General features: G+C 71.3%; 27 protein-coding genes. 14 read left to right on the top strand and 13 right to left on the bottom strand.

All coding sequences use genetic code 11. The annotated features are described in order from the left end of the window. Nucleotides 1-3: 3 nt before the first annotated feature. From VQH23_RS16570 to VQH23_RS16560, 3 genes are all read left to right on the top strand, one after another. Nucleotides 4-360: a DUF1127 domain-containing protein gene (locus VQH23_RS16570; protein WP_338661836.1), complete on the top strand. Its 357-nt coding sequence runs from the start codon at nucleotides 4-6 to the stop codon at nucleotides 358-360. Between the two features lie 212 nt (nucleotides 361-572). Beyond that, nucleotides 573-776 (top strand): hypothetical protein, encoded by a 204-nt coding sequence (locus VQH23_RS16565; RefSeq protein WP_338661835.1) that lies wholly within the window; start codon nucleotides 573-575, stop codon nucleotides 774-776. Nucleotides 777-979: 203 nt separating this feature from the next. Next, nucleotides 980-1519, top strand: coding sequence for a L,D-transpeptidase family protein (locus tag VQH23_RS16560; protein WP_338661834.1), 540 nt, complete (start codon nucleotides 980-982; stop codon nucleotides 1517-1519). 150 nt (nucleotides 1520-1669) lie between these two features. Here VQH23_RS16560 and VQH23_RS16555 read toward each other — a convergent pair whose 3' ends face one another. After that, on the bottom strand, nucleotides 1670-2035 hold the full coding sequence (locus tag VQH23_RS16555; protein WP_338661833.1) for a hypothetical protein: 366 nt from the start codon (nucleotides 2033-2035) through the stop codon (nucleotides 1670-1672). A gap of 81 nt (nucleotides 2036-2116) precedes the next feature. Between VQH23_RS16555 and VQH23_RS16550 the strand changes: the two genes are divergently transcribed. Continuing rightward, complete coding sequence (locus tag VQH23_RS16550; RefSeq protein ID WP_338661832.1) at nucleotides 2117-2722, top strand: TetR/AcrR family transcriptional regulator; 606 nt, start codon at nucleotides 2117-2119, stop codon at nucleotides 2720-2722. Between the two features lie 136 nt (nucleotides 2723-2858). On the opposite strand, the gene VQH23_RS16545 is transcribed toward VQH23_RS16550, so the two are convergent. Further along, the gene (locus VQH23_RS16545) at nucleotides 2859-3764 is read right to left on the bottom strand and encodes a 50S ribosomal protein L11 methyltransferase (protein WP_338661831.1); all 906 of its coding nucleotides are present in this window, start codon (nucleotides 3762-3764) and stop codon (nucleotides 2859-2861) included. Nucleotides 3765-3789: 25 nt separating this feature from the next. Next, nucleotides 3790-6033: a UvrD-helicase domain-containing protein gene (locus VQH23_RS16540; RefSeq protein WP_338661830.1), complete on the bottom strand. Its 2244-nt coding sequence runs from the start codon at nucleotides 6031-6033 to the stop codon at nucleotides 3790-3792. Between the two features lie 64 nt (nucleotides 6034-6097). On the opposite strand from VQH23_RS16540, the gene VQH23_RS16535 reads away from it, so the two are divergent. Beyond that, nucleotides 6098-7036 (top strand): hypothetical protein, encoded by a 939-nt coding sequence (locus VQH23_RS16535; RefSeq protein ID WP_338661829.1) that lies wholly within the window; start codon nucleotides 6098-6100, stop codon nucleotides 7034-7036. A gap of 9 nt (nucleotides 7037-7045) precedes the next feature. Here VQH23_RS16535 and VQH23_RS16530 read toward each other — a convergent pair whose 3' ends face one another. Continuing rightward, entirely contained in the window at nucleotides 7046-7378 is a 333-nt protein-coding gene (locus VQH23_RS16530) for a hypothetical protein (RefSeq protein WP_338661828.1), read from the bottom strand. A gap of 280 nt (nucleotides 7379-7658) precedes the next feature. On the opposite strand from VQH23_RS16530, the gene VQH23_RS16525 reads away from it, so the two are divergent. Beyond that, the gene (locus tag VQH23_RS16525) at nucleotides 7659-8480 is read left to right on the top strand and encodes a VacJ family lipoprotein (protein WP_338661827.1); all 822 of its coding nucleotides are present in this window, start codon (nucleotides 7659-7661) and stop codon (nucleotides 8478-8480) included. Between the two features lie 171 nt (nucleotides 8481-8651). Further along, complete coding sequence (locus VQH23_RS16520; RefSeq protein ID WP_338661826.1) at nucleotides 8652-9278, top strand: ABC transporter substrate-binding protein; 627 nt, start codon at nucleotides 8652-8654, stop codon at nucleotides 9276-9278. Nucleotides 9279-9565: 287 nt separating this feature from the next. Here VQH23_RS16520 and VQH23_RS16515 read toward each other — a convergent pair whose 3' ends face one another. From VQH23_RS16515 to VQH23_RS16495, 5 genes are all read right to left on the bottom strand, one after another. Next, a complete protein-coding gene (locus tag VQH23_RS16515; protein WP_338661825.1) occupies nucleotides 9566-10744 on the bottom strand; it encodes a M20 aminoacylase family protein in 1179 nt (392 codons plus the stop codon). Nucleotides 10745-10925: 181 nt separating this feature from the next. Then, nucleotides 10926-11453 (bottom strand): GNAT family N-acetyltransferase, encoded by a 528-nt coding sequence (locus tag VQH23_RS16510; RefSeq protein WP_338661824.1) that lies wholly within the window; start codon nucleotides 11451-11453, stop codon nucleotides 10926-10928. 8 nt (nucleotides 11454-11461) lie between these two features. Then, nucleotides 11462-13141, bottom strand: a complete 1680-nt coding sequence (gene ettA, locus VQH23_RS16505) for an energy-dependent translational throttle protein EttA (RefSeq protein WP_338661823.1) — start codon at nucleotides 13139-13141, stop codon at nucleotides 11462-11464. 143 nt (nucleotides 13142-13284) lie between these two features. Continuing rightward, entirely contained in the window at nucleotides 13285-13842 is a 558-nt protein-coding gene (locus VQH23_RS16500) for a hypothetical protein (RefSeq protein ID WP_338661822.1), read from the bottom strand. A 109-nt stretch (nucleotides 13843-13951) separates the two neighbouring features. Continuing rightward, the gene (locus tag VQH23_RS16495) at nucleotides 13952-14314 is read right to left on the bottom strand and encodes a restriction endonuclease (protein ID WP_338661821.1); all 363 of its coding nucleotides are present in this window, start codon (nucleotides 14312-14314) and stop codon (nucleotides 13952-13954) included. A gap of 104 nt (nucleotides 14315-14418) precedes the next feature. Between VQH23_RS16495 and VQH23_RS16490 the strand changes: the two genes are divergently transcribed. After that, nucleotides 14419-14994 carry a LysE family transporter gene (locus tag VQH23_RS16490; RefSeq protein WP_338661820.1) on the top strand — a complete coding sequence of 192 codons (576 nt, stop codon included), beginning with the start codon at nucleotides 14419-14421 and terminating at the stop codon, nucleotides 14992-14994. Between the two features lie 42 nt (nucleotides 14995-15036). Here VQH23_RS16490 and VQH23_RS16485 read toward each other — a convergent pair whose 3' ends face one another. Together VQH23_RS16485 and VQH23_RS16480 are read right to left on the bottom strand one after the other, a co-directional pair. Further along, nucleotides 15037-15723 carry an SH3 domain-containing protein gene (locus tag VQH23_RS16485; protein WP_338661819.1) on the bottom strand — a complete coding sequence of 229 codons (687 nt, stop codon included), beginning with the start codon at nucleotides 15721-15723 and terminating at the stop codon, nucleotides 15037-15039. A 63-nt stretch (nucleotides 15724-15786) separates the two neighbouring features. Then, nucleotides 15787-16242, bottom strand: a complete 456-nt coding sequence (locus VQH23_RS16480; RefSeq protein ID WP_338661818.1) for a GNAT family N-acetyltransferase — start codon at nucleotides 16240-16242, stop codon at nucleotides 15787-15789. Nucleotides 16243-16297: 55 nt separating this feature from the next. Here VQH23_RS16480 and VQH23_RS16475 point away from each other — a divergent pair, with 55 nt between their 5' ends. Both VQH23_RS16475 and VQH23_RS16470 read left to right on the top strand, forming a co-directional pair. Beyond that, nucleotides 16298-16723 carry an OsmC family protein gene (locus VQH23_RS16475; RefSeq protein WP_338661817.1) on the top strand — a complete coding sequence of 142 codons (426 nt, stop codon included), beginning with the start codon at nucleotides 16298-16300 and terminating at the stop codon, nucleotides 16721-16723. Between the two features lie 94 nt (nucleotides 16724-16817). Then, the gene (locus tag VQH23_RS16470; protein ID WP_338661816.1) at nucleotides 16818-18407 is read left to right on the top strand and encodes an ABC transporter substrate-binding protein; all 1590 of its coding nucleotides are present in this window, start codon (nucleotides 16818-16820) and stop codon (nucleotides 18405-18407) included. An 80-nt stretch (nucleotides 18408-18487) separates the two neighbouring features. Here VQH23_RS16470 and VQH23_RS16465 read toward each other — a convergent pair whose 3' ends face one another. Continuing rightward, a complete protein-coding gene (locus VQH23_RS16465; RefSeq protein WP_338661815.1) occupies nucleotides 18488-19150 on the bottom strand; it encodes a PEP-CTERM sorting domain-containing protein in 663 nt (220 codons plus the stop codon). A 297-nt stretch (nucleotides 19151-19447) separates the two neighbouring features. Here VQH23_RS16465 and VQH23_RS16460 point away from each other — a divergent pair, with 297 nt between their 5' ends. Next, the gene (locus tag VQH23_RS16460; RefSeq protein ID WP_338661814.1) at nucleotides 19448-20692 is read left to right on the top strand and encodes an aminopeptidase; all 1245 of its coding nucleotides are present in this window, start codon (nucleotides 19448-19450) and stop codon (nucleotides 20690-20692) included. A 55-nt stretch (nucleotides 20693-20747) separates the two neighbouring features. Here the strand turns inward: VQH23_RS16460 and VQH23_RS16455 are convergent, their stop codons facing one another. After that, nucleotides 20748-21719 (bottom strand): tripartite tricarboxylate transporter substrate binding protein, encoded by a 972-nt coding sequence (locus tag VQH23_RS16455; protein WP_338661813.1) that lies wholly within the window; start codon nucleotides 21717-21719, stop codon nucleotides 20748-20750. Nucleotides 21720-21911: 192 nt separating this feature from the next. On the opposite strand from VQH23_RS16455, the gene VQH23_RS16450 reads away from it, so the two are divergent. The 3 genes from VQH23_RS16450 to VQH23_RS16440 are packed head-to-tail and all read left to right on the top strand — an operon-like array spanning nucleotide 21912 to nucleotide 24677. After that, complete coding sequence (locus VQH23_RS16450) at nucleotides 21912-22589, top strand: RraA family protein (RefSeq protein WP_338661812.1); 678 nt, start codon at nucleotides 21912-21914, stop codon at nucleotides 22587-22589. Beyond that, on the top strand, nucleotides 22586-23677 hold the full coding sequence (locus VQH23_RS16445) for an Ldh family oxidoreductase (protein ID WP_338661811.1): 1092 nt from the start codon (nucleotides 22586-22588) through the stop codon (nucleotides 23675-23677). The genes VQH23_RS16450 and VQH23_RS16445 overlap by 4 nt, the downstream gene beginning before the upstream one ends. Before the next feature lie 31 nt (nucleotides 23678-23708). Further along, the gene (locus tag VQH23_RS16440) at nucleotides 23709-24677 is read left to right on the top strand and encodes a tripartite tricarboxylate transporter substrate binding protein (RefSeq protein WP_338661810.1); all 969 of its coding nucleotides are present in this window, start codon (nucleotides 23709-23711) and stop codon (nucleotides 24675-24677) included. The last annotated feature ends 2 nt before the right edge of the window (nucleotides 24678-24679 follow it).

The following is a 24679-nucleotide window of genomic DNA, read 5'->3' as shown; positions in this document are numbered from 1 at the left end:
ATCATGAACCCCCGCATCTCCCAGGTGCAGCACCCCGCGCCGATGATGCCCTACCCCGCCAACATCCGTCAGCTGAGCGACATCGAGCTTCTGCGTCAGGCCAACGAGGCCCGGAACGCCGTCCTCGCTTCCGGGCTGCAGCGCCTGCTCGCCGGCTTCGCCGGCTGGATGCAGCGCCGCCGTGCCGAGGCGGAGCTGCGCGCCCTGACGGACCGCGAGCTGGCCGATATCGGCCTGACCCGCGCCGAGATCCCCTTCGTGCTGGCCGGCGACATGCCCGCGCGCGGCGTGGAGGCCCCGAAGGCCGCGGCGGCCCCGGCCGCTGCGAACGACCGTTTCCGGAAGCGCGCCGCCGCCTGACGGCCGCTTCCAACGAGTACCGGGACGGCGATTTCCCCCCGACCGCGCCGTTCCGATGCCCGGCCCGCCCGGCGCTGCCTCCCCCCTCGAGGCGCCGCGGCGGGCCGGCGCTGTTTTCGGGGTCCTGCGCCCTGCAAGCCCGCTCCGCATCTCGCCGGGAACAGGTAGGCTGCCACTCCGAATCCCAGAGGAGGCGGAGAGGATCGATGCGCTTGAGGATCGGTGCGGTGCTGCTGGTGGCCGCGACGCTCGGCGCGTGTGCCGGGCAGGGGCTGGGCGGCCTCTCTCTCGACACGCCCTATGGCCGGGGCACGGCGAACCGGATCGACTCCAATCGCGAGGAGAGCCCCTCACGGCTCTACGGCTGGGACCCTGCGAATCGTCAGGTCGGGTACTCCATCCCCACCGGGCGCTGACTTCGGCGAGCCGGGCAGGACGTGGCGACGGGACCGTGATCCGGGCAGGGGCAAGGCCGTTTCTAGCCTCGTGCCCGGCGGGGTATCCGCTCGAGGGAGTGCGCAGCGTGGAACTCGGCAGGGCGGAAAGCGAAGGGGCCTCGTACCGCGAAATGTCGCGACACGGGCGCCGCCAGTTCGTTCTCGGCGCCGGTGCGGCCGGGTTGGCGCTTCCGTTCCTTGCCCGGGCGGCTGCAGGGCTGGAGAGGCTGGTGGTGCCGGATCGCGGGCAGCTTGTTGCCGGTGATCTCGCCCTGCGCTGCGCGATCGGCGCGGCCGGTGCCCGCGCGGAGAAGCGCGAGGGCGACAAGGCCTCCCCCGCCGGGGTCTTTCCGTTGCGCGAGGTGTTGTACCGGCCCGATCGCGTGGCGCCCGTGCAGACCGCCCTGCCCTGCCGCGCGCTGCGGCCAAGTGACGGCTGGTGCGACGATGCGGGGCGGCCGGAGTACAACCGCCCTGTCACCCTGCCCTTCGACGGCAGCCACGAGGAGCTGTGGCGGGAGGACGGCCTCTACGACGTGATCGCGGTGATCGGGTACAATGACTCGCCGCCCGTGCCAGGGCTGGGCAGCGCCATCTTCCTGCACGTGGCCGCGCCGGATTGGGGGCCGACGTTGGGCTGCGTCTCGATCGAGCGCCCGGCGCTCGTCGATCTGCTGGCGCGCTGCGGGCCGGGCACGACGATCGAGATCGCGCCTTCCTAGGGGCCTGTCAGCGCCTGAACTGGAAGCATGAGCCGGGGTGCTCCGGCGCCACGTGACGAGCGGTGGGCGGTGCTGGAGCCTTTGGTCGGAGGCTGCCACCCTTATGCCAAGGTTCTGCCCCAGCACCGTATCGCGGCACGCCGCGATTCCTCATGGTCTGAAGAGCTCGAGTTCCGCCGCCGGATAGTAGTTCTGCGTCGCTGCGGTGATGCGCACGAGGTATCTCTGGCCGCTGTCGTCCTTCCAGACGACCGTTCCGACGTTGCCCCGCATGACGGGACCGGTGATCCTCACGGTGTCACCGATCTTGAACTCGCTCATCCGTTCGTTGCCTTGCTGTGCGGAAAGAAGCGCAGGCCGTATCCATTGCCTACCCGGCGATTCCGGGTGCGGTCGCACCCGCGACGACGCGACAGAGGTCGTCGTCATCACAGGAGCTCCGACCGAAATAACGACCATGACGAAGCCCAGCAGGCGCTTGCGCCACGCCGATGACGGCGGCTCAGACAGGGACACAGGCCTCTCCGATGCTTCCGATCAGCGCTCTAGCACAGTGTGCGGATTGACAATAGCACGCTGTGCGAGCCCTGTCCGTCTATGACCCGGAAGGATCCTCAAGCGCCAACCACCCGGGACCGGATCCTCCACGCCTCGATAGCGCTCGTTCAGGAGGGAAAGGAGAGGCGCCTGAGCGTCCGTGCCGTCGCCGCGCGGGCGGGCGTCGGCATGGGGACCCTGCGCTATCATTTCCCCACTCAGCGGGAGCTGCTCGATGCGGTGTTCTCGTCCCTCTACGAGGAGGCTCTGCCGGACGGGCGGATCCGCGACGCCACGGTTCCAGCGGATGAGCGACTGCTCGAGTGCTGCCGGCACATGCTCAACCCCATCGATGTCGGCGACCGAGCTCGGGATGTGTGGTCGGACCTCTACCACGCCTTCATCGCTCCGGGCGCGGCGGCCGACCACAGGGCAGGCTATGTCGAGCTGAGGCGGCAGGCCCTCCGTCGCGTTCAGTCCTGGCTGTCGGTCCTCGTCGAGGAGGGCGCACTCTCCCGCGGCGACAATATCGCCCGCTCACAGTTCCTGCTCACCGTTCTCGACGGACTGGCGTTGCAGCGAGCCCTGCCATCCGAGTCCGCGCTGCTCGATCTGGAGACGGCCGTGCTCAAGGCGGCGATCGCCTCACTCTCGACCATCCGCTGACAGAGCCAATGACCCGCGAGGGTCGGTGATGGGGTTGAGGCAAGCGCTGCCCTGAGGCGGGTGGGGTAGCAGGGTGCGCCCGTTGGGATGGATGGCAGGCAGCGCCCCAGCGCCAGGCAAGAGGGGCGCCATGGGATCAGCCCCGCTTCCGCAGGACCAGCGTCGTCCAGGGGCCGATGTTCAGGCGGCGCTCCAGCACCAGCCCGCCGCGGCGATGCGCGGCCAGCACCCAGTTCGCCTGCTTGCCGAGGAGCCCGGCCAGGATCGCGGTGCCGCCCGGGCGCAGGTGGCGCGCCATGTCGCCGGCCATGGCGCAGAGCGGGCGAGCGAGGATGTTGGCGAAGACGAGGTCGTAGCTCCCCTTCGAGACGGCGGGGTTCTTCCAGCCATCTGCCAGGATGGAGCGGACCTGCGTGCGCAGGCCGTTCATACCGGCGTTCCCGTTCGCCACGCGGACGGACCAGGGCTCGATGTCGGTCGCCAGCACGCGGCGGTGCAGGGCGGAGGCAGCGGCCATGGCGAGGATGCCGGAGCCGGCGCCGAGATCCAGCATCCGCAGCCGGTCCTTCGGCAGCTTGGCCATGCGGCGCGCCACGCCCTCAAAGGCGATGAGGCAGCCCTGGGTGGAGGCGTGCTCCCCGCTGCCGAAGGCGATCCCGGCGTCCAGCTTCAGCACCGTGCGGCCCCAGAGCTTGCGATCCGGTAGGTGGGTGGGGCGGATGACCACGCGGCCGCCGATGGCCTGCTCCGGGAAGGACTGGGCGGTGCGGGCGAGCCAACCCTCCGATTCCACCGGGGCGCGCTGGGGCGTGAGGTCCAGACCAGTGGTCAGGGAGGCTAGGGCCAGGGCGGCGGTGAGGTCGTCGTCCTTCGTCCCCTCCTCACGCACGCCCTCCACGCGCCAAGTGTCGGTCTCCTCGTTCAGGAACAGGGCGACGCTGCGGCAGGCGCGCTCGAAGGCGGCCTCGACGGCGGGCACGGCCTCCTCCGGCAGGTCCTCGATCCAGACCGTCTCCAGGTTCTGGGGATGGTGTCGCGACATCAGGCGCGCCCGTCAGTGTGCGACATCAGGCCTTCTCCACGAAGCTGTCGAGGACGCGCTTCGTGCCCGCCTTCTCGAAATCGACCTCCAGGCGGTTGTCCTCGACCGCCGTCACCCGCCCATAGCCGAACTTCTGGTGGAAGACGCGCTGGCCGACCTGCATGGCATCCGCGCGCGCGGGGCGTTCCTTCACCTCCCAGGCGCCCGCCTCGATAACGCGGGGGCGGTAGGAGGAGATGCCGCCGCCGGCGAAGACGCTCGGCGCATCCGCCAGCCGTGCGCGCTGGGCGCCGCCGCCGCCCTCGCGCTCGATCTGGTCGGGCGGGAGCTCGTCGAGGAAGCGGGAGGGGATGGCGGCGGACCAGTTGCCGTAAACCCGGCGGTTCGCGGCGTGGCTGATCACCGCCATCTTCCGCGCGCGGGTGATGCCGACATAGGCGAGGCGACGCTCCTCCTCGAGCGACTTGGTGCCGCCCTCGTCCAGCGCGCGCTGGTGGGGGAACAGCCCCTCCTCCCAGCCCGGCAGGAAGACGAGGTCGAATTCCAGGCCCTTGGCGGCATGCAGCGTCATGAGGGAGACGCGCTCGGCATCCGCGTTCTCGTCGTTCTCCATCACCAGCGCGACGTGCTCGAGGAAACCCTCCAGCGTCGGGAACTCGCCGATCGCGCGCACCAGCTCCTTCAGGTTCTCCAGCCGGCCGGGCGCCTCGGCCGACTTGTCCTGCTTCCACATCTCCGTGTAGCCGGACTCGTCGAGCATGGTGGCGACCGCCACCACATGCCCATCCTTCTGCATCAGCGCGCGCCAGCGGGCGAAGCCGTCGAACAGCTCGCGCATCGCGGCGCGCGGCTTGGCGCGCAGGGCTTCCGTGCGAGAGAGGCGCTCGGCGGCGATGGCCAGCGGGATGGACTGCTCCCGCGCGCCCATGTGCATCTGCTGCAGCGCGCCGTCGCCGATGCCGCGCTTGGGGGTGTTCACGATGCGCTCGAAGGCCAGGTCGTCGCTGGGCTGGTGCATCACGCGCATGTAGGCCATGGCGTCGCGGATCTCCGCGCGCTCGTAGAACTTCAGGCCGCCGACGACGCGGTAGGGGATGCCGAGGGTGATCAGCCGTTCCTCAAACGAACGCGTCTGGAAGCCGGCGCGGACGAGGATGGCGGTCTCGGCCAGCGAAACGCCCTTGCGCTGCGCCTGCTCGATCCGTTCCCCGACCATGCGGGCCTCCTCCTCGGAGTCCCAGAGGGAGACGACGCGGACCTTCTCGCCCTCCGCGTCGTTGCGGCCGGAGCGCAGGGTCTTGCCCAGCCGCCCCTCGTTCTTGGCGATGAGGTGCGCGGCGGTGGCGAGGATGGGCTTCGTGGAGCGGTAGTTGGATTCCAGCCGCACGATGCGCGCGCCGGGAAAGTCCTTCTCGAAGCGCAGGATGTTCTCCACCTCCGCCCCGCGCCAGGAGTAGATGGACTGGTCGTCGTCGCCCACGCAGCAGATGTTGTGGTGGCTCTGCGCCAGCAGGCGCAGCCACAGGTACTGCACGGTGTTCGTGTCCTGGTACTCGTCCACCAGGATGTAGCGGAAGGCGCGGTGGTACTGCGCCAGCACGTCGGGCTGGGTCCGCAGGATCTCCGCCATGTGCAGCATCAGGTCGCCGAAATCGGCAGTGTTCAGGTCCTTCAGGCGGGACTGGTAGGCCTCGTAGATCTGGCGGGCCTTGTTGTTGGCGTAGTCGCTGTCCTCGGCGGGCGTCACGCGGGCGGGGGTCAGGCCGCGATCCTTCCAGCGCTGGATCACCGCCATCATGCCCTGGGCCGGCCAGCGCTTGATGTCCACCACGGCGGCATCCATCACCTGCTTCAGCAGGCGCATCTGGTCATCCGTGTCGAGGATGGTGAAGGAACTCGTCAGCCCGACATATTCCGCGTGCCGCCGCAGCATGCGCGCGCAGAGCGCGTGGAATGTGCCGAGCCAGAGGCCTTCGGCGGGGCGGCCAAGGATGGTGGAGACGCGCTCCCGCATCTCCTTCGCCGCCTTGTTGGTGAAAGTGACGGCCAGCACCTGGTTGGGGAAGGCGCGGCGGGTCATCAGGATATGGGCGAAGCGGGTGGTCAGCACCCGGGTCTTGCCCGTGCCGGCGCCGGCGAGAACCAGCAGGGGGCCGTCCACGGTCTCCACCGCCTCGCGCTGCTCCGGGTTGAGCTTGGCGAGGTAGTCGGTCCCGGAATCGGGGAAAGGGCCAGAGGACGGGGATGGGGGCTGGGCTGGCGGGAACACGGGGGCGGCTATAGAACGGGACGCGAACCCGCGCCACCGGAGAAGGGCGCGGAGGGAGTTCCGCTTGCCGCTGCGCCCTGCCCTGGAATGGTCCGCCCGGAACGGAGGCACGCTCCTGGCAATCGGCATCTTCGCGGCCCTTCTCACCCCCGCCCCGGTCACCGCCGCCCTGCGGGACGTGGTGACGCCCGTCGTCGCCTCCCTGATGACGCTCGTTCTGCTGCGGGTCGATCCCGCCCAGGTCCTGGCCTATCTGCGCCGGCCCGTCCTGGTGGCGGGGCTGCTGGCCTGGCTGCTGCTGGCCTGCCCGGTCCTGGCCTTCGCCGCGGCGTGGTTGGCGGGGATGGACGGGCCCCTGGGGGCGGCACTGGTCATCATGGCCACGGGCTGCGCCGCCACCTCCTCCCCCGCCTTCGCGCGGCTGGTGGGGTTGGACGGGGAGATCTCCCTCGTCGTGGCGGTGCTCTCCACGCTCCTCATCCCCTTCACGGCCCCTCCCCTCGCCCTCGGGCTGCTGGGCATCGACCTCGCCATCTCCATCCCCGCGCTCATGGGGCGGCTGATGCTGGTGGTCGGGCTGCCGCTGGTCCTCTCCGTCCTCATCCGCCGGATCGTGGCGCCGGCGGTGCTGGACCGCTGGGGGCGGGCGGTGGACGGGACGGTGGTCCTGCTCGTCGTGCTCTACGGCTTCGGGATCATGGACGGGGTGCTGGCGCGGCTGCTGGCGGCGCCGGGATTCGTGCTGGGCGGGCTGGCGCTGGCCTTCGCGGGGTCCTTCGGGCTGAACGCGGCGACGGCGCTGGCATTCCGGCCGGCGGGACAGAGGGTGGCGCTCTCGGCCGGGCTGCTCTCCGGCAACCGGAACATGGCGCTGTACTTCGCGGTGCTGCCGGCGGCGACGGACCCGCAGGTGCTGCTCTTCTTCGCGCTGTGCCAGTTTCCGCTGTTCCTGAGCCCGTTCCTGTTGCGGCCTGTCTACCGGCGGCTGCGTGTCGAGGCCTGAAGAGTCCACCTATCCCTCGACTGGGGTGACGGTCAGCCGGATGGCCGCGAAGCCGGCCATGACCGCGAAGAGGAAGCTGCCGATCACCACAATGGAGATCTGCCGGCCGGTCAGTCCCAGCCCCCATCGGCCGCCGACGAGGCCCGCCGCGACAAGGTAGAGGAGGGAGACGAGGACGATCCCCTCAAGGTCCAGCGCTGAAGCGACGGCGAACTGCAGGATGGTGGCGAGGCCCGCGATGAGGCCGCCCTTCCAGGCCGCGGCGGCCGCGAGCCGGGCGCCGATTGCCCCACCCGCCACGCCCCCGACGAAGCCGGCTGCCAGGATCCACGCCTCCGTCACCCTGCTGTCCTTTCCATCAACCGGGCCATCATCCGAGAGTCAGAATTTTCTCCGCCGCTTCCGCGCGGGAAAGCTCCTCCCCGGACGCCCTCTAACGCGGACGGCCGGCAGCGGCGATGCGCGATGGCCGCGGCAGACCAGGAGATCGCCGCTACCCGCTGCGCAGGGCGCGAACAGCCGATCACGCGACGGTGCGTACAGCAGAACCGCCATACTGAACCGGGCAGTTCACTCGCCCTGCCGCGGGTGCTAAGTGGAGGCTGAACCGAGCCCTGGAATCATGCGCCCCTTCATCCTGCCCCGCCTGGCACCGGCCGCCCTCGCCCTCGTTCTGACCGGCGCCGCCCTGTCCGGCTGCGCCACGCGCCCCCCGGCGGATGACCGGGAGGCGGTGGAGGAGTTCCGGGCCACCAACGACCCGATCGAGCCCTTCAACCGCGCGATGTACGACGTGCACCAGGCGATCGACACGGTCGTGCTGCGCCCGGTGGCGATCGGCTACCGCGCCGTGCTGCCCCAGCCCGTCCGCACCGGCATCTCCAATTTCCTGAGCAACCTGCGCAGCCCCGTGGTGGCGATGAACGACGCGCTGCAGGGCGAGACGCAGCGCTTCGGGGAGACGCTGGGGCGCTTCCTGCTGAACTCCACCCTCGGGGTCGGCGGCTTCATCGACGTGGCCCGGGAATTCGGCCTGCCGCCGCACACGGAGGATTTCGGCCAGACCTTCGCCGTGGCGGGAATCGAGGAAGGACCCTACCTCTTCATCCCTCTCCTCGGCCCGAGCAACCCGCGCGACCTGCTGGGCTTCGCGGCCGGGATCGCCGCCGATCCCCTCACCTGGCTCACCTTCGGCCACCCGGACGCCATGGACATCGCCAACGGCGTCCGCGCGGGCGTGACGGTGGTGAGCACCCGCGAATCCCTGCTGGACCCGCTGGACGACGTCCAGCGCACCAGCCTGGATCCCTACGCCACGCTGCGCAGCGCCTATCGCCAGCAGCGGGCGCGGGAGATCGCCAATACCCCGGCCGCCACCCCCGCCGCGCCGCAGGGGCTTGGTACCGGGCTGCCGGACACCACGCCCCGTTCGCCGCAGCCCTGAGCGCGGAGCCACGCCGGGCTGAGCCGCGCAGCGGGCGGCGGGTCGCACGGAACGGAACCCGCCCGCTCGCGTTCAGGGGGCGTTGAGGCGGCGACGCCAGCGCACCACCTGCGGACGGGCGGCCCTGAAGGGCCGGCCGGTGCCGCACAGCAGAACGAGATCCCGGACGAGATGATCGCACGACGCACCCTCCTCGCCGCCGGCGCCGCCCTGGTGGCGGCGCGGGCCTTTCCCGCCTTTGCCCAGCCGGTGGACACGGCCCGCGCGGCCGCCTTCATCCAGTCCACGGGCCAGGAGCTCGTGGCCGCCATCAACGGTCGCGGCGCCGTGGCGCAGCGGCGGGAGCAGGTGGCGGCGGTGCTGCGCCGCGCGGTGGACGTGGAGGGGGTCGGCCGCTTCATCCTCGGGCGCTACCTGCGCCAGGCGACCCCGGACGAGCAGGCCCAGTACATGCGGCTGTTCGAGGAGGTGCTGATCCGCAACCTCTCCGCCCGCTTCGGCGAGTACCAGGGGGTGCGCTTCTCCCTCGGCCGCAGCCAGCAGCGGACGGAGGACGACGCGCTGGTGAACACCATCGTGGAGCGGCCCAATGGCGGCCCCGTCTCCCTGGACTGGCGCGTGAGCGAGGTGGGCGGGCAGCCCCGGATCGTGGACCTGATCGCCGAGGGCACCTCCCTGCGCCTGACCACGCGCAGCGAGTACGCCTCCGTCATCGGGCGCAACGGTGGCCGCGTCTCCGCCCTGCTGGACGCGATGCGCCAGCAGGTATCGCAGCTCTCCTCCCGCGAAGGGGGCTGATCGGCCCCAGGGGGCTCCGCCCCCTGCCTCCTTGGCAACCGCGAAGCGTTTGTCCCGATCCAAGGGCCTGAGGCCCTTGCATCCCCTTCCAGCTGCCGCCGCGCGGCCCTGAGATTGGGTCTCTGCTCGACGGGGCTGATTCTGCCCTTACAGTCGCCTCGGGTCTTGGACCCGAGGCGCACCGGCAGCCGGGCAAAACCAACTACCAGATGAAGATGATGGTGAGAGGTGCGGGAAGAGGAAGAATTCCTTCTTCCTCTTCCCGGCCACAGGCCGGAGGCGAAGAACTAGCTCTCCGCCAGTTCCCGCTGCACCAGCCGCACCAGCGTGCTGGCTCCGATCGGCAGCAGGTCGTCGTTGAAGTCGTAGCGGCCGTTATGGACCGGGGTGCTCGTGTGCTCGTCGGCCCCGGCCTGGCCCATCAGGATGAAGGCGCCCGGCGCCTCGTGCAGCATGTAGGCGAAGTCCTCTCCGGCGGTGAGGGAGGGCAGGTCCGCCTTGATGCGCTCCGCCCCGACCACGTCGGCCACGGCCTCCGCCGCCAGCGCGGCCTGGGCGGGCGTGTTGATGGTGGGCGGGTAGGAGTAGTTGTGCTCCAGCTCCAGCCGGACACCATGGGCCTTGGCGGTGTTCTCCACGATCTCGCGGAACAGCGTGGCCAAGCGGTCATGCGTCTCCGGGAGGAGGGTGCGGATGGTGCCGCGCATCTCAACCGCCTGCGGCAGCACGATATCGGAGGTGCCGGCGTGGAATTGGCCGACGCTCACCACCGCCGTGTCGTGCGGGGAGGTGCGGCGGGAGACGAGGGTCTGGAGGGCGTTGTAGATCTGCACCGCGCAGGGCAGCGGATCGAGACCGTTCTGCGGCTCCGCGCCGTGGCTGCTGCGGCCGATCAGGCGGATCACGAAGTAGTCCACCGCGGCCAGCACCGTGCCGGGGCGGACGGCGACGGTGCCCAGCGGCATGCTGGGGTGGTTGTGCAGGCCGTAGACCGTGTCGCAGGGGAAGCGAGTGAAGAGGCCGTCCTTCACCATGGAGAGGGCGCCGGTCAGCCCTTCCTCGGCGGGCTGGAAGATGAAGTGGACGGTGCCCGGGAAATCCCGCTTGGCGGCCAGGTGCTTCGCGGCGCCGAGCAGCATGGTGGTGTGGCCGTCATGCCCGCAGGCGTGCATGGCGGCGGGGTTGGTGCTGCGGTGGGCGAAGCTGTTCAGCTCCGGCATGGGCAGGGCGTCCATGTCGGCGCGCAGGCCGATGGCGCGGTTGCCCGGGCGGTTGCCGCGCAGCACGCCGACCACGCCTGTCCTCCCAAGGCCGCGATGGACCTCGATGCCCCAGGATTCCAGCTTCTCCGCCACGATGCCGGAGGTGCGGACCTCCTCGTAGCCGATCTCGGGATGGGCGTGGAAGTCGCGGCGCCACGCCGTCATCTCCTCGTGCAGGGCGTCGATCTCGGGGAGGGTCGGCATGGCGCGGGTCCTTCGCTGGCGTGGCGAGGATGCGGCGGCGGCGGGGCGGGATCAACGGTTGCACGGGGTGGCCGCGCGCCGCTACAGCGGGCCATGCCCATCGAGCGCGCCCTGCAATGGATTGCCGAGAACCGCGTCGGGGTGACGATCATGATCGCGGTCATGTTCGTCACCCTCTGGATCAGGCGGCGCTGAGGCTCTCGAACACGATCATCGGGTTCCCCTGGTGCTGGAACCCGCCGGCCTCGGCCATGCCGATATCCTCCATCACCGCGCGGGATGAGAGATTGCTCTCCCGCGCGATGCCGATAATCCGGCGCAGCCCGGCGGCGTGGCCGAACTCCAGCGCGGCCCTCGCCGCCTCCCGCGCGTAGCCCTTGCCGCGGCAGTGCGGCCACAGCGCGTAGCGCAGGGCGATTCCGCGGCCGTCAGGCCGCTCCATCAGCCCGGTGATGCCGAGGAACTCGCCATCCTCCGTGCGGTGGACGGCCCAGGTGCCGTAGCCCCGCACCTCCCAGAAGGCGATGTCGTCCTCCAGCTCCTCCCGCGCGCGCTCGGGCGTGCGGGTGCCATGAAGCATAAGGCCGAAGGCCTCGTCGTCGCCTTTCAGGCGGATGAGGTCGGGAAGGTTCTCCTTCCCGACCGGAAGCAGCGTGAGCCGCGGTGTGCGGACAACGCGGGAGAGGAGGAGCCTCGCCGCAGGTTGCATCCTGCCTCTTACCGGGTCAGGGGACGGTACTTGATCCGGTGCGGCTCGTCCGCCGCGGCGCCCATGCGTCGCTTCTTGTCCGCCTCATAGGCTTGGTAGTTGCCCTCGAACCACTCCACGTGGCTGTCGCCCTCGAAGGCGAGGATGTGGGTGGCCAGGCGGTCCAGAAACCAGCGGTCGTGCGAGATGATCACCGCGCAGCCCGCGAAATCCTGCAGCGCCTCCTCCAGCGCGCGGAGCGTGTCGACGTCCAGGTCGTTCGTCGGCTCGTCCAGCAGCAGGACGTTGTGCGGGTTCTTCAGCATCTTCGCGAGGTGGACGCGGTTGCGCTCACCGCCCGAGAGGACGCCGACGGGCTTCTGCTGGTCGCCGCCCTTGAAGTTGAAGGCGGCGGCGTAGGCGCGCGAGGGCACCTGCCGCTTGCCCATGGTGATCAGCTCCTGCCCGTCCGAGATCTCCTGCCAGACGGTCTTCTTGTCGTTCAGCGTGTCGCGGCTCTGGTCCACGTAGCCGAGCTGGACGCTGTCGCCGACCGTCATGGTGCCGCTGTCCGGCTCCTCGCGCTTCGTGATCATCTTGAACAGCGTGGTCTTGCCGGCGCCGTTCGGGCCGATGACGCCGACGATGCCGCCCGGCGGCAGCTTGAAGGACAGGTCGTCGATCAGCAGGCGGTTGCCGAACGCCTTGCGGATATTCTCCGCGGTGATGACGATGTTCCCCAGGCGCGGGGCGGGCGGGATCTGGATCTCGGTGGGGTCCGGGGCCTTGTCGAGGCTCTTCTGCAGGAGCTCCTCGTAGGCCTGGATGCGCGCCTTGCTCTTGGACTGGCGGGCGGCGGGGCTGCGGCCGATCCACTCCTGCTCCTCGGCCAGCTGGCGCTGGCGGGTGCTCTCCTCCTTCTCCTCCTGGGCCAGGCGCTTGCGCTTGGCGGCGAGGTAGGCGGAGTAGTTGCCCTCGTAGGGGATGCCCCGGCCGCGATCGACCTCGAGGATCCAGTTCGTCACGTTGTCCAGGAAGTAGCGGTCGTGGGTGACGATCAGCACCGCGCCCTCGTAGTCGCGCAGCGTCTTCTCCAGCCAGGACACGCTCTCGGCGTCCAGGTGGTTCGTCGGCTCGTCCAGCAGCAGCAGGTCGGGCTTCTCCAGAAGGAGCTTGCAGAGCGCCACGCGGCGACGCTCACCGCCCGAGAGGTGGGTCACGGCGCTCTCGGCGGGTGGGCAGCGCAGGGCGTCCAGCGCGATATCCACCGTGCGGTCGATTTCCCAGCCGTTGGCGGCGTCGATCCGCTCCTGCAGCTCGGCCTGCTCGGTCAGCAGGGTGTTCATCTCGTCCTCGGACATCTCCTCGGCGAACTTCATGGAGATCTCGTTGAAGCGCTCGAGGTCGGCCATGAGGGTGCCGAAGGCGTCCCGCACATTCTCGCCCACGGTCTTGGTGGGATCGAGGTGCGGCTCCTGGGAGAGATAGCCGACGCGCACGCCCTCGGCCGCCCAGGCCTCGCCGCCGAACTCCTTGTCCTGGCCCGCCATGATCCGCATCAGCGTGGACTTGCCGGCGCCGTTGGGGCCGAGCACGCCGATCTTCACGGTGGGCAGGAAGGAGAGGGTGATTCCCTTGAAGACCTCGCGGCCGCCCGGGTAGGACTTGGTGAGATCCTTCATGACGTAGACGTACTGGTAGGCGGGCATGGGCGATCTTCCGGTGGAACGGGCGGGGGTTGGGGCGGTTCTATCGGCTCGGCCCCAGGGCGTCGAGCGCGGCCGGGGCATGGGCCGCGGCGCGCCCGCGGCGCCGGGCCGGATTCAAGGGTGAAGCCGGCCCCTGGACGCGCTCAGTTCAGGGGAACGCCGTTCATGATGAGCCGGCGGGCGGTGAGCTGCAGCACCATCTGGCTCGCGCCCGGCGTACCGGAATGGCTGATGGAGAAGGCGAGCACCCTGCCCCCTTCCACCCCGTAGCGCGTGGTGGCGGCCGGGCCGGAGGCCTGGGGCGTGCTGACGTTGATGGCCAGCTCGCCGTAGGAGGCCGCGCCCGCCTCGTCCTGCCGCAGCCATTCCAGCAGGGCTGCGTCCAGGGGGCGCAGCCCGATGAGGGAGATGCCGATATCCGCCCCGCCGGCATCGCCGCGCGGATCGCCGGCACGGGAAAGGGAGATGGAGATGTCCTCCACCGTGTAGGACCGCGCCTCGCCGCCTCCGGGCTGGGGAAGTGTCAGGACGATGCTGGACTGGGCCCGCTCCTCCTGCACCGCGTCCGGCGCAAGGGTGGCGGCGGGCGCCGCCGGCGCCTGGGTGGCGGCAGGCGCCGCCGGGGCCTGTGCGGCGGCCGGGCCGGACGCGGCGGCGAGCAGCAGTCCGAGGGCGGGGAGGAGTGCGCGGCGCAGCGTCATGGGTCTCTCCGGAAGGGGTTCGGCGCGAAGCTGGTAACGCCGGGCGGATCTGCCAACACGCTGGCAAGACGCCGGCAACCCGCCGGCAACACGGCGGCCGGGCACCGGATCAGCGCCACTTCGGCGTGCGGTCCCGCGCGGCGCGGGTGGGCGCGTGGAACTCCGGCGGCTTGCCCGCCACCCAGGACAGGAAGCCGGCCATGCGCGGCTCCGCGCGCAGGGCGGCGGGGTCGGCAAGGTCCCGAGCGAGCTCCGCCTCGGTGAAGCGGGCGTGGACCGCCTGATGGCAGATGTGGTGCAGCAGCACCGTGCCCTGGTGCGTGCCGCCCTTCAGCCGGGGCACCAGGTGGTGGCGGCTGGCGCGGGCGCCGGGCGGGATGGGGCGCAGGCACAGGGGACAGGGCGGCACCTCCGCCGGCGGCGCGCCTTGGCGCTCCTGGCGGGCGGCGCGCCTCTCGTGGCGGCGGGACACGCGGTGTATATGGGGTGCGGGACCGTTCCGGTGAAGGGCGGGTCCTCCTGGCCTGCGTGGCGGAGAGGGGTTAGGAGGGCGCGACGGCCTCTCGCGGAGCCCCCATGCACGACCCGACCCTCTTCGCCCTGACCGTGCTGCTCATCCTCGGCACCCCCGGCCCCACGAACACGCTGCTGGCCACGGGCGGCGGCACGGTGGGGTTCCGCCGCGCGCTGCCGCTCGTCCCGGCGGAGGCGGCGGGCTACTCGATCTCCATCCTGCTGGTGGGCCTGCTGCTGGGGCCGCTGATCGCCGAGGTGCCGGCCGTGGCACTGGGGCTGAGGCTGGCGGTGGGCGCTTACCTCGCCTGGCTGGCCGTGCGGCTCTGGCAGCGGGGGGCGGTGGATCCCTCCGTGGCGCCCGTCGCGCCGCGCCAGGTCTTCGTGACGACGCTGCTGAACCCGAAGGCGCTGGTCTTCGCCCTCGGCGTCATCCCTTTCGGCGCGCCGGGCTGGCCGGCCTATTTCCTGGCCTTCCTGGCGCTGCTCGTCTCCGTGGCGCTGGGATGGATCGGGGTCGGGGCCGCGCTGGGCCATGCGGCCGGCGCGGCGGGGCGGCAGGGGCTGGTGCCGCGGCTCGGCGCGGCAGTGGTGGGCGGCTTCGCCGTGGTGCTGATGGTCGGGCCGCTGCTGCGCTGAGGCCCGCAGCAACGTGGATGGGGGGCCGAAGCCCCCTTCCCGTCAGTCCGGTCGGCCCGGCCGGTCGTCCCTTCGCTCGTCCCGGCGCTCCTGACGATCCTCGCGGCGATCCCGGACCTCCTCGCGGCGGTTCTCCCGCCAGTCCTGCCTTTCCTGCCTGTCCTCCCGCCGTTCGCGCTCCATGTCCTGCCGGGCCTCGCGTCGCTGGTCCCGCCAGTCCTCACGGGCCTCGCGGCGCTCACGCCGGAAGTCCTCGCGCTCCCGCCAGTCGGGGCCGGGAGGTGGGCCGGGGCGCCAGCCCGGGCCGGGCGGCGGCGGGGCGTAGGCGGCGCGCGGCGGCGGGCCGCCCCAGCGGTCGCGCTCCGTGTACCAGGAGCGGTCGCGGTAGTTGTCCCGCCAGTAGTCGCCGAAGCTGAAGGTGACGATCGGCACGCCGCTCTGCGGGGCGTAGCGCGGCAGGGGCACGCGGCGTGCCTCGTAGGTGTACTGCAGGTAGTTGGAGGAGACCCAGCCGCGCACGCCGCCGAAGCCGACATCGCACCAGCTGTAGCCCTGCAGGCAGCCGAAGATCTCCACGCCGGCGCCGGTGGGAACCACCACCACCTTCGGATAGGTGGTGCCAGGGCCGGCGCGCAGGTTCACGTTCCCCGTCGCGAAGCCTGGGGCGGCGGAGGCGGGTGCGGCGAGGCCGATAAGAAGAGCCGCCGCAGGGATCAGGGCGTAGCGCATCGGGTGGGTCTCCCGTCAGGTTCGGCAAGAACGCCCGATGAAGGGATGCGATGCGGGGCGGAACTAGGGCATTTCCTGGGCACGCTTGCGGAGCGGCCGCGCAAGGTTGAGCCCCGCCGGGACGAAGCCGAGCGCGCCGAGGAAGGCCGCCGCCGCCCCCTCTCCTTCCGGCGCGGCCTCCAGCAGGTCGCAGCCGGCGGTGCGGGCGGCCTGGGATCCGGCCTTGATGAGCAGGCGGCCGATGCCGTTTCGCCGCTCCTCCTCCGCCACCGCCAGGGCGGAGATGCGCGCGACGGGACGATCGGCCGTCAGCGCCGGGTGCCAGTGCAGGGCGATCACCCCGATGGCCGCGCCGTTCCAGCCGGTGGCGACGAGCACGGCCGAGCCGGGATCGCGCGAGAGGGCCTCGAGCCGCAGCGCCATGGCCCGGGGCGTGCCGCCGAGCAGAACCGAAAGATCCGCGGAATCGGCGGGCAGCGCGGCGCGGATATCCACGCCGTAGCGGTTTCCCGTGGCCATTCTAAGTTAGCCGCCGCGGGGCTGATCCAGGCCCCCCGATGACGGGACGAGAACGATGAAGAGAAGCGCTTCCGCCAGCTGGCAGGGCGGGTTCAAGGACGGCCGCGGCACCATCTCCACCGAGAGCGGGGCGATGAACGCGCACCCCTACGGCTACGCCATGCGCTTCGAGGGGGTGAAGGGCACCAACCCCGAGGAGCTGATCGGCGCGGCTCATGCCGGCTGCTTCACCATGGCGCTCTCCGCCGTGCTGGGCGGCGCGGGGCTGACGGCGGAGCGGATGGAGACGAAGGCGGATGTCACCTTCGACAAGGTGGGTGAGGGCTGGGAGATCTCCAAGATTCACCTCTCCCTGACGGCGAAGGTTCCCGGCACGGACGACGCCACCTTTCAGGAGCTGGCGGCGAAGGCGAAGGCCAACTGCCCGGTCTCCAAGGTGCTGAAGGCGGAGATCAGCCTGGACGCGACGCTGGAGGCGTGATCCGCCCGGCGGCGCCCCCGCTGGAAGGCAGGGGCGCCGCCATGCGAGGCTGCGCGGCGCCAAGGATGCGGCGCCAGGGATGGAGAACCGCCCGATGATCGCTCGCCGCGCCCTGCTGGGCACCGCCGCCACCGCGCCCCTCCTCCGGGGTGCCCCGGCCATCGCGCAGGGGGATGCGGCGCACGTGCTGCGCTTCGTGCCGCAGGCGGACGTGACGAGCCTCGATCCGCTCGCCACCACCTCCTACGCCGTGCGGAACCACGCGCACCTGTGCTGGGACACGCTCTACGGGCTGGACGATGCCTTCCGGCCGCAGCGGCAGCTCGCGGAAGGGCACGCGGTGGAGGATGACGGGAAGCGCTGGACCTTCACCCTGCGGGAGGGCCCGACCTTCCACGACGGGGAGCGGATCCGCGCCGCCGATGCCGTGGCCTCCATCCGCCGCTGGATGACCAGGGACACGCACGGGCAGACCCTGGCGGGGCGGCTGGACTCCATCGAGCCGCTGGACGACAGGCGCTTCGCCATCCGCCTGCGCCGCCCCTTCGGCGTGATGCTGGAGGCGCTGGGCAAGTCCTCCTCCTATCCCTGCTTCATCATGCCGGAGCGCTTCGCGAACCTGCCCGCCACGGCGCCGCTGACGGAGATCGTCGGCTCCGGCCCCTACCGCTTCGTGGCGGAGGAGCGGCGCGCGGGATCCCTGGCTGTGTACCGGCGCTACGACCGCTACTCGCCCGCGCCGGGCGGGCCGGTGGCGGTCACCTCCGGCCCGAAGATCGCGGGGTTCGAGCGGCTGGAGTGGCGGATGATCGGCGATCCCTCCACCATCGGCGCCGCGCTGCAGGCGGGCGAGGTGGACTGGTGGGAGCGGATGGCGCCGGACCTGCGCCCGCTGCTCGCCCGCCGGCGCGACGTGGTGGTGGACCGGGTGGAGACGCAGGGCACGGTGGCCATGCTGCGCCCCAACCACCTGCACCCGCCTTTCGACGACCCGGCCGTGCGCCGCGCCCTGCTGATGGCGATCAGCCAGACCGACGTGATGTCCGGCATCATGGGCGATGACCGCAGCCGGTTCCGGGACGGGATGGGCCCTTTCCCGCCGGGTTCCGTCCTGGCCTCGGAGGAAGGACTCTCCGCCGTGACGGGACCGAGGGACCTGGCCGCGGCGCAGGCGGCGCTGCAGGCCGCGGGCAAGCTCGGGGCGAAGGTGGTGGTCCTCAACCCCGGCGATCAGGTGAACAACAATGCGGGCACGCTGATCTGCGCGGACGCGATGACGCGCATGGGCCTGGACGTGGAGGTGGCGACCACGGACTGGGGCACGATGCTGGCCCGGCGGGCGAAGAAAGAGCCGCCGGCGCAGGGCGGGTGGAACGCCGTCTACGTCGCCTTCGGGGGCGAGGACCTGACCAACCCCGGCGGCCATCCGCTGCTGCGCGGGAACGGAGGGGACGCCTGGTTCGGCTGGCCGAGCAGCCCGGGGCTGGAGGCGCTGCGGGAGGAGTGGCTGGAGGCCCCGGACCTGGAGGCGCAGAAGCGCGTGGGCCGGGCGGTTCAGGCACGGTTCTTCCAGGACGTGCCCTTCGTCCCGCTGGGGCAGTACTTCCTCGACAGCGCCTATCGCAGGGGGCTGAAGGTGGAGCGGCGGGGCATGACGGTGCCGCTGAACGTGCGGCGGGACTGAGCCGGCGGAACGTGGCGCCTTTCCTGCCCCGGGTCCCCGGGTGCAGTGACCGGGCGCGTTTCCGGGCCGAGAACGGCGGCTCAGGCCGCCCTGCGCCATCCCAGGACCAGCAGGCCCAGGAGGCCGATGCCGAACAGCGCGGCGGCAGCCGGTTCCGGCACCGCCAAGACCGGGCCGGAGTTCAGTCTCAGAGAGGCTGCCCCCCCAAAGTAAGTGGCTAAGCCGGCCTGGCCGGTGTAGCGGGACTCCGCGGAGCCAACGGCTGGCATGGCGGTCGTGCTGGTCAGGGTGAAGCTCAGGTCGTTGAAGTTGTACGCGCCGTAGAGAAGGTCCTCGAAGCTGACGAGCGTGCGGCCGGGCGCGTAATCCGCCTGAACCCTCGCATGGGCGCTTCCGTCGGGATTGCTGCTCCCCGAGCCGGAGTAGAAATCCTCCCCCGTCGTCAGCGTCGCGAGCCGGAAGACCAGCTCCGTGCCGATCGCGAAGGAGCCGAGGTTGAAGCTGCTCCCGAGCGGGCTGGTCTGGTTGTTGAAGATGACGCCCGAGTTGTTCGTCACGAGGTGGAGCTGGCTCGTGTAGTCGGCGCTCGTGCCCTCGTAGGTCGCGATCACGGGGTCGGTGCTGGTCACGATCACCGAGAGGCCTTCGGTCCCGGCAACCGCGATCGGCGCGGCGCGCGCGACGGAGTTCGCCCCGACGAGGAGGGCACCGCAAACACCCAGTGCCAGAAGTGACGCCTTCATGCCCGACATGGGATGCCCTCGCGTGCCATGAGTGCCGGTTCAGCAATCAACATGCCAGGATAGTTTACACCGCGAATCCAGCGGCTTGGCCGATCCCTGAACGGCCTCGCCGGTCGCGGCGTAAGATTTGCGGACAGGATGGCGCGGCCGCCAACCCGGCCCGTCCGTGATCGGCCGAGCGTCGGCAGGCCGGGGATCGGGGCGGTCCCGCGCCGGTCGGGCTCGCGAGAGGGCTGGAGCCCCCTTGTCCATCCCTGCCCCGGTCTCGATCTTGGCCGGGACAGGAGTTTTCGTTCGATGGACTTTTCCCCCTCCCCCACCACCGCCGACACCCGCATGGACAGGCTGGCGGAGTTGGCCGTGCATGTTGGCCTCGGGCTCGTGCCGGGGCAGGAGCTGGTGATGACGGCGCCGGTGGAGGCGCTGCCGCTGGCCCGGCTGATCACCGAGCACGCCTACAAGGCCGGCGCCACGCTGGTGACGACGATCTTCTCCGACGAGCGGTCCGCCCTGCTGCGCTACCAGCACGCGCGGGACGAGAGCTTCGACGTCTCCGCCCCCTGGCTCTTCGAGGGCATGGCGGCCGCCTTCCGGGGCGGCGCGGCCCGGCTGGCCATCGTGGGCGCCGATCCGGCCCTTCTCTCCGGCCAGGACCCGGCGAAGGTGGCGCGGGCCAACCGGGCGCAGTCCATCGCCTATCGCCCGGCGCTGGACCTGATCGTGGACAGCCACATCAACTGGACGCTGGTCCCCTTCGCCCACCCGGCCTGGGCGCGCGCTGTCTTCCCGGACGCGACGCCGGAGGACGCGGTGCGGCAGCTCTGGGACGCGATCTACGCCACCACCCGCGTGGACGCGCCGGACCCCATCGCTGCCTGGGCCGTCCACAATGCGAAGCTGAAGGCGCGGCAGGACCGGTTGAACGAGCAGCGCTTCCACGCCCTGCACTTCCGCGGCCCGGGCACGGACCTGATCGTGGGACTGGCGGAGGGCCATGCCTGGATGGGCGGGGCCAGCCGCGCGAAGAACGGGATCTACGGCAACCCGAACATCCCGACGGAGGAGGTCTTCACCACCCCCCACCGGGCGATGACGCGGGGCACCGTTTCCGCCACCAAGCCGCTCTCGCACCAGGGCACGCTGATCGAGGGCATCCAGGTGCGTTTCGAGGCGGGCGCGATCGTGGAGGCGAAAGCCACGCGCGGGCAGGCGGTGCTGGAGCAGATGATCTCCACCGATTCGGGCGCGCGGATGCTGGGCGAGGTGGCGCTGGTGCCCTCCTCCAACCCCATCTCGCGCAGCGGCATCCTGTTCCTGAACACGCTGTTCGACGAGAACGCGGCGAGCCACATCGCGCTCGGCCAGGCCTACTCCAAGTGCTTCGTGGACACCTTCTCCGAGGAGGAGCTGGTGCGGCGCGGGGCCAACCGCAGCCTGATCCACGTGGACTGGATGATCGGCTCGCCGGAGGTGGAGGTGGACGGGCTGGACACCGCCGGGAACCGCACGCCCGTGATGCGCGACGGCGAGTGGGTGGACTGAGAAGCGCGCGGGGGATCCGCCGGGGGAGGACCGCCTCCCCCGGCGGTTCCCTGCCCTACTCCTTCCAGGGATGGGCCTTCCAGAGATCCGTCAACTGTCCGCGCAGGGTGAGCAGGGAGGCGCGGTACTCCTCAGGCCCCAGGAACCGCAGCGGCAGGGCCTGCTGCGAGGCGATCTGGCGGAACTCCGGGTCCTCCATCGCGGCCTTCGCGGCCTCGGCGATGCGGGTGAGGACGGCGCCAGGCACGCCGGCCGGGGCGGCCAGGCCGCGCATCGAGCCCTGGACCACGTCGAAGCCCTGCTCGCGGAAGGTCGGGGTGTCCTGGGCCTCCGCCCAGCGCGCCTCGCCCATCTGGCCGAGGCAGCGGAGTTGGCCCTGGCGCATGTCGGTGATGCCCTCGCCGATGTTCATGCTGGCCATGGCGACCTGCCGGCCGATGAGGGCGTTGCGCACGGGCGCCGCGCCGGCGAAGGGCACGTGGGTGAGGCTGATGCCGGCCTGGCGCGCGAAGGCCAGGGCGGCGAGGTGATCGTCCGAGCCGATGCCGGTGGTGGCATAGGTCACCTCGTCCGGCTTCCCCTTCGCGAAGGCGACGAGGTCGCTCAGCGTCCGGAAGGGGCTGTTGGGGGGCACGAGGAAGGCGCCGGGATCGTCGACCACGTTGGCGACCGGCGCGAAGTCCTCCAGCTTGTAGCGCGCCTGCCGCTCGATCGGGATGCTGACGATGTTGGGCGTGTTGATGAAGCCGATCGTGTAGCCGTCCGGCGCGGCGCGGGCCATCTCGGACCAGCCGATTTCCCCGCCCGCGCCGCCGCGGTTCAGCACCACGATGGATTGGCCGAGCTGCTTCTCCATGAAGCGGGCCAGGGTGCGCGCGGCCACGTCCGTGCCGCCCCCGGCGGGAAAGGCCACGATGAGGGTGACCGGGCGCTCCGGCCAGGCGGCGCGGGCGGGGCGCGCGGCGGAAAGGCCGGCGAGGGCGGCCGCGGCGCCGAGGCGGCGGCGCGTCAGGATGGGCTGCGTCACGGACGTTCTCCTCGGCCGTCCATCTTCTCGGGATGGCGGCTTGCCAAGCCGGGCGATCGTGCCGATCCTCCGCGCCGCCGCCAAGACGGCCCGGAGAGAAACGCCCGACTTGCACGCCTACCCCGCATCACGAGGGCGCGTTCTCTCCCCCATTCCCGCCGGCGGGGCCGGCGCTGCAGGAGTGCGTACCGCATGACCATCGGGCTACGGATCGCGGAGTCTCGCCCCGAGGCCGACGCCGCGCTGATCGCGCGCGCGGCGAAGCTGCCGGTGGCGAATATCGGCGACGTGATGAACCGGCTGCAGGCAATGCGCGGCGGCTTCCTCGCCTATGGCGGGCGCCGGACCATCGTGGGCGCGGCGCTGACGGTGAAGGCGCGGCCGGGCGACAACCTGTTCCTGCACCGGGCGATCGACCTGGCGCGGCCGGGCGAGGTGATCGTCTGCGACGGGGCTGGGGACCTGAACATCGCCCTCGCGGGCGACCTGATGATCGGCCACGCGGAAAAGCGCGGCGTTGGCGCCCTGGTGATCGACGGCGCGGTGCGCGACCTGGACGGCATTCGCAAGATGGACATCGGGGTCTGGGCGCGGGGCGCGACGCCGGCCGGCCCCTACAAGGACGGGCCGGGCGAGATCGGCTACCCCGTGGCCTGCGGCGGGCAGGTGGTGATGCCGGGCGACCTGATCGCGGCGGACGAGGACGGGGTGGTGGTGATCCCCCGCGCCGAGGCGGCGGCGGTGCTGGACGCGGCCGAGAAGCACGCGGCGAAGGAGGGGGAGACCACCGCGGCCATCCGGGGCGGCGGCTGGGTTCGCGGCTGGGTCGAGGAGACGCTGGCCGGCAAGGGCGTGGCCGTCTCCAAGTGAGGCTGGTTCCGGCCGAGCGGGTCCGGCGCCAGATCCTCAACGTCCTCCATGCCTGGGGCATGGCGGAGGACATGGCCGCCACCACCGCGGAAGCGATGGTGGAGACGGACCTCATGGGCATCGACAGCCACGGGCTGTCGATGCTGATGATGTACGAGACCTTCCGCAACGCCGGGCAGCTCGACCTCGCCGCGCGGCCGAAGGTGCTGCTGGACGCGGCGGCGACGGCGCTGGTGGATGGCGGCGCCAATCTCGGCCACCCCAACGCCGATTTCGCGATGCGGCTGGCAGTGGAGAAGGCGAAGGCGGCCGGGATCGGCGCGGTGGGCGTGCGCAACTCCCACCATTTCGGCGCGGCCGGGCACTATGCGCGCATCGCGACGGATGCGGGGGTGATCGGCATGATCACCTCCTCCGCGCGCACGGTGCTGATGGTGCCCACGCGCGGCACGCTGCCGCTGCTGGGCGCGAACCCCATCGCCTTCGCGGCGCCGGCGCTGCGGAACCGGCCCTTCGTGCTGGACATCTCCTCCACCACCGTCGCGGCGAACAAGGTGAAGGTCTACGACCTGAACGGGAAGCCGATCCCGGAGGGATGGGTGGTGGACGAGGCGGGGAACCCCATCACCGATTCCGCCCGCGCCATGGAGATCATCTTCAAGGAGCCGGGTGGCGGCGTAACGCCGCTGGGCGGGGCGGAGGTGACGGGCGGGCACAAGGGCTACGGCCTGGGCGTGATGGTGCAGGTCCTCTCCGGCACGCTGACGGGCGCGGCATTCGGGCCGATCCGCAACCCCCAGCGCAAGCCGGGCGACCCGGACGATGTGGGCCACTTTTTCCTGGCGATCGACCCTCGCGCCTTCCGGCCGGAGGGCGGGTTCGAGGACGACATGGACGCGATGATCGACGTGCTGCGCACCACGCCGCCCGCCGATCCCGCGAAGCCCGTGCTGGTGGGCGGCGACCCGGAGGCGCATGAGCGCGAGCGGCGCCTGCAGGACGGCATCCCCGTGCCGCCGACGCTGGAGAGGCACGTCCGCGACATCTGCGCGCGCTCGGGCGCGGAATACGCGCTCAGCGACGACTGACACGCACAGGACGACCAGGAGGAGGCACAAGATGGAGCGGATCAACCGCCGGAGTTTGCTTGGGGCAGCGGGCGCGGCGCTCGCCGCCCCGGCCTATGCGCAGCAGATCGGCGCCTGGCAGCCCAGCCGGCCGATCCAGCTCATCGTCGGCTACGCGCCGGGCGGGGGCAGCGACATCATCGCCCGCACCATCGCCGAGGCGTGCTCCGGCATCATCCCCGTGCCGATGGTGGTGGTGAACCGCCCCGGCGCGGGCGGGGCGCTGGGGGCGGAGTTCGTGGCGCGCGCGGCGCCGGACGGGCACACGCTGGTGATGCATGGCGGCAGCGAGAGCACCTCCCTCCCCGCCTTCCGCGACGTGCCCTACGACCCGAAGAAGTCCTTCCGTGCGGTGATCCGGCTGACGCGGAACGGGCACGTGCTGTCCTGCAAGGGCGGGGCAAATCCGACCTACGCCGATTTCGCGGCGGCCATGGCGGCGGCCAAGGCGAAGCCGGGCGAGGTGGCGCACGGCTCGGCCGGCATCGGCACGCTGTCGCACTCCATTTTCATCCTGCTGGAGCGCGCGGTGGGCGTGGAGTTCCTGCACGTGCCCTACAATGGCGGCGGACCGGCCCTGCAGGCGCTGATCCAGGGGCTGACGCAGCTGAACATCAACGCGACCGACGAGCTGGGCGACCAGGTGAGCTCCGGCGCGCTGAAGGCGCTCGCCGTCGCCTCCGAGGCGCGGGCCAAGGCCTATCCGGACGTGCCCACGCTGCGGGAACTCGGCTACGACATCGTGGCGGACAACATGAAGGGCTGGGTCGGCCCCGCCGGCATGGCGGACGAGATGGTCACCTACCTGCACGACCGCTTCCGCCAGGGGATGCAGACCCCGACCTGGCAGCGCTTCATGGAGCGCCTGGGCGAGGCCGACGGCTATGCCAACGGCGCGGACTTCCAGCTCTCCATGGACCGGCTGCTCGACTCCGTCCGCGCCGCCATCAAGAGGACCTGACT

It is taken from the genome of Pararoseomonas sp. SCSIO 73927 (assembly GCF_037040815.1).
Classification (GTDB): Bacteria; Pseudomonadota; Alphaproteobacteria; order Acetobacterales; family Acetobacteraceae; genus Roseomonas.
Note: the sequence above shows the minus strand (reverse complement) of the source record. Positions and strands in the feature narration are given on the sequence as shown.

Bases quoted from the DNA above. Each gene is read 5' to 3' on its own strand.
- VQH23_RS16520 (WP_338661826.1), top strand. From the start codon at position 8,652: ATGATCGCACGACGCACCCTCCTCGCCGCCGGCGCCGCCCTGGTGGCG.
- VQH23_RS16490 (WP_338661820.1), top strand. From the start codon at position 14,419: ATGCACGACCCGACCCTCTTCGCCCTGACCGTGCTGCTCATCCTCGGC.
- VQH23_RS16475 (WP_338661817.1), top strand. From the start codon at position 16,298: ATGAAGAGAAGCGCTTCCGCCAGCTGGCAGGGCGGGTTCAAGGACGGC.
- VQH23_RS16440 (WP_338661810.1), top strand. From the start codon at position 23,709: ATGGAGCGGATCAACCGCCGGAGTTTGCTTGGGGCAGCGGGCGCGGCG.
- VQH23_RS16480 (WP_338661818.1), bottom strand. From the start codon at position 16,242: ATGGCCACGGGAAACCGCTACGGCGTGGATATCCGCGCCGCGCTGCCC.
- VQH23_RS16465 (WP_338661815.1), bottom strand. From the start codon at position 19,150: ATGAAGGCGTCACTTCTGGCACTGGGTGTTTGCGGTGCCCTCCTCGTC.
- VQH23_RS16525 (WP_338661827.1), top strand. From the start codon at position 7,659: ATGCGCCCCTTCATCCTGCCCCGCCTGGCACCGGCCGCCCTCGCCCTC.
- VQH23_RS16550 (WP_338661832.1), top strand. From the start codon at position 2,117: ATGACCCGGAAGGATCCTCAAGCGCCAACCACCCGGGACCGGATCCTC.
- VQH23_RS16515 (WP_338661825.1), bottom strand. From the start codon at position 10,744: ATGCCGACCCTCCCCGAGATCGACGCCCTGCACGAGGAGATGACGGCG.
- ettA (WP_338661823.1), bottom strand. From the start codon at position 13,141: ATGCCCGCCTACCAGTACGTCTACGTCATGAAGGATCTCACCAAGTCC.
- VQH23_RS16545 (WP_338661831.1), bottom strand. From the start codon at position 3,764: ATGTCGCGACACCATCCCCAGAACCTGGAGACGGTCTGGATCGAGGAC.
- VQH23_RS16470 (WP_338661816.1), top strand. From the start codon at position 16,818: ATGATCGCTCGCCGCGCCCTGCTGGGCACCGCCGCCACCGCGCCCCTC.
- VQH23_RS16570 (WP_338661836.1), top strand. From the start codon at position 4: ATGAACCCCCGCATCTCCCAGGTGCAGCACCCCGCGCCGATGATGCCC.
- VQH23_RS16460 (WP_338661814.1), top strand. From the start codon at position 19,448: ATGGACTTTTCCCCCTCCCCCACCACCGCCGACACCCGCATGGACAGG.
- VQH23_RS16450 (WP_338661812.1), top strand. From the start codon at position 21,912: ATGACCATCGGGCTACGGATCGCGGAGTCTCGCCCCGAGGCCGACGCC.
- VQH23_RS16485 (WP_338661819.1), bottom strand. From the start codon at position 15,723: ATGCGCTACGCCCTGATCCCTGCGGCGGCTCTTCTTATCGGCCTCGCC.
- VQH23_RS16500 (WP_338661822.1), bottom strand. From the start codon at position 13,842: ATGACGCTGCGCCGCGCACTCCTCCCCGCCCTCGGACTGCTGCTCGCC.
- VQH23_RS16510 (WP_338661824.1), bottom strand. From the start codon at position 11,453: ATGCAACCTGCGGCGAGGCTCCTCCTCTCCCGCGTTGTCCGCACACCG.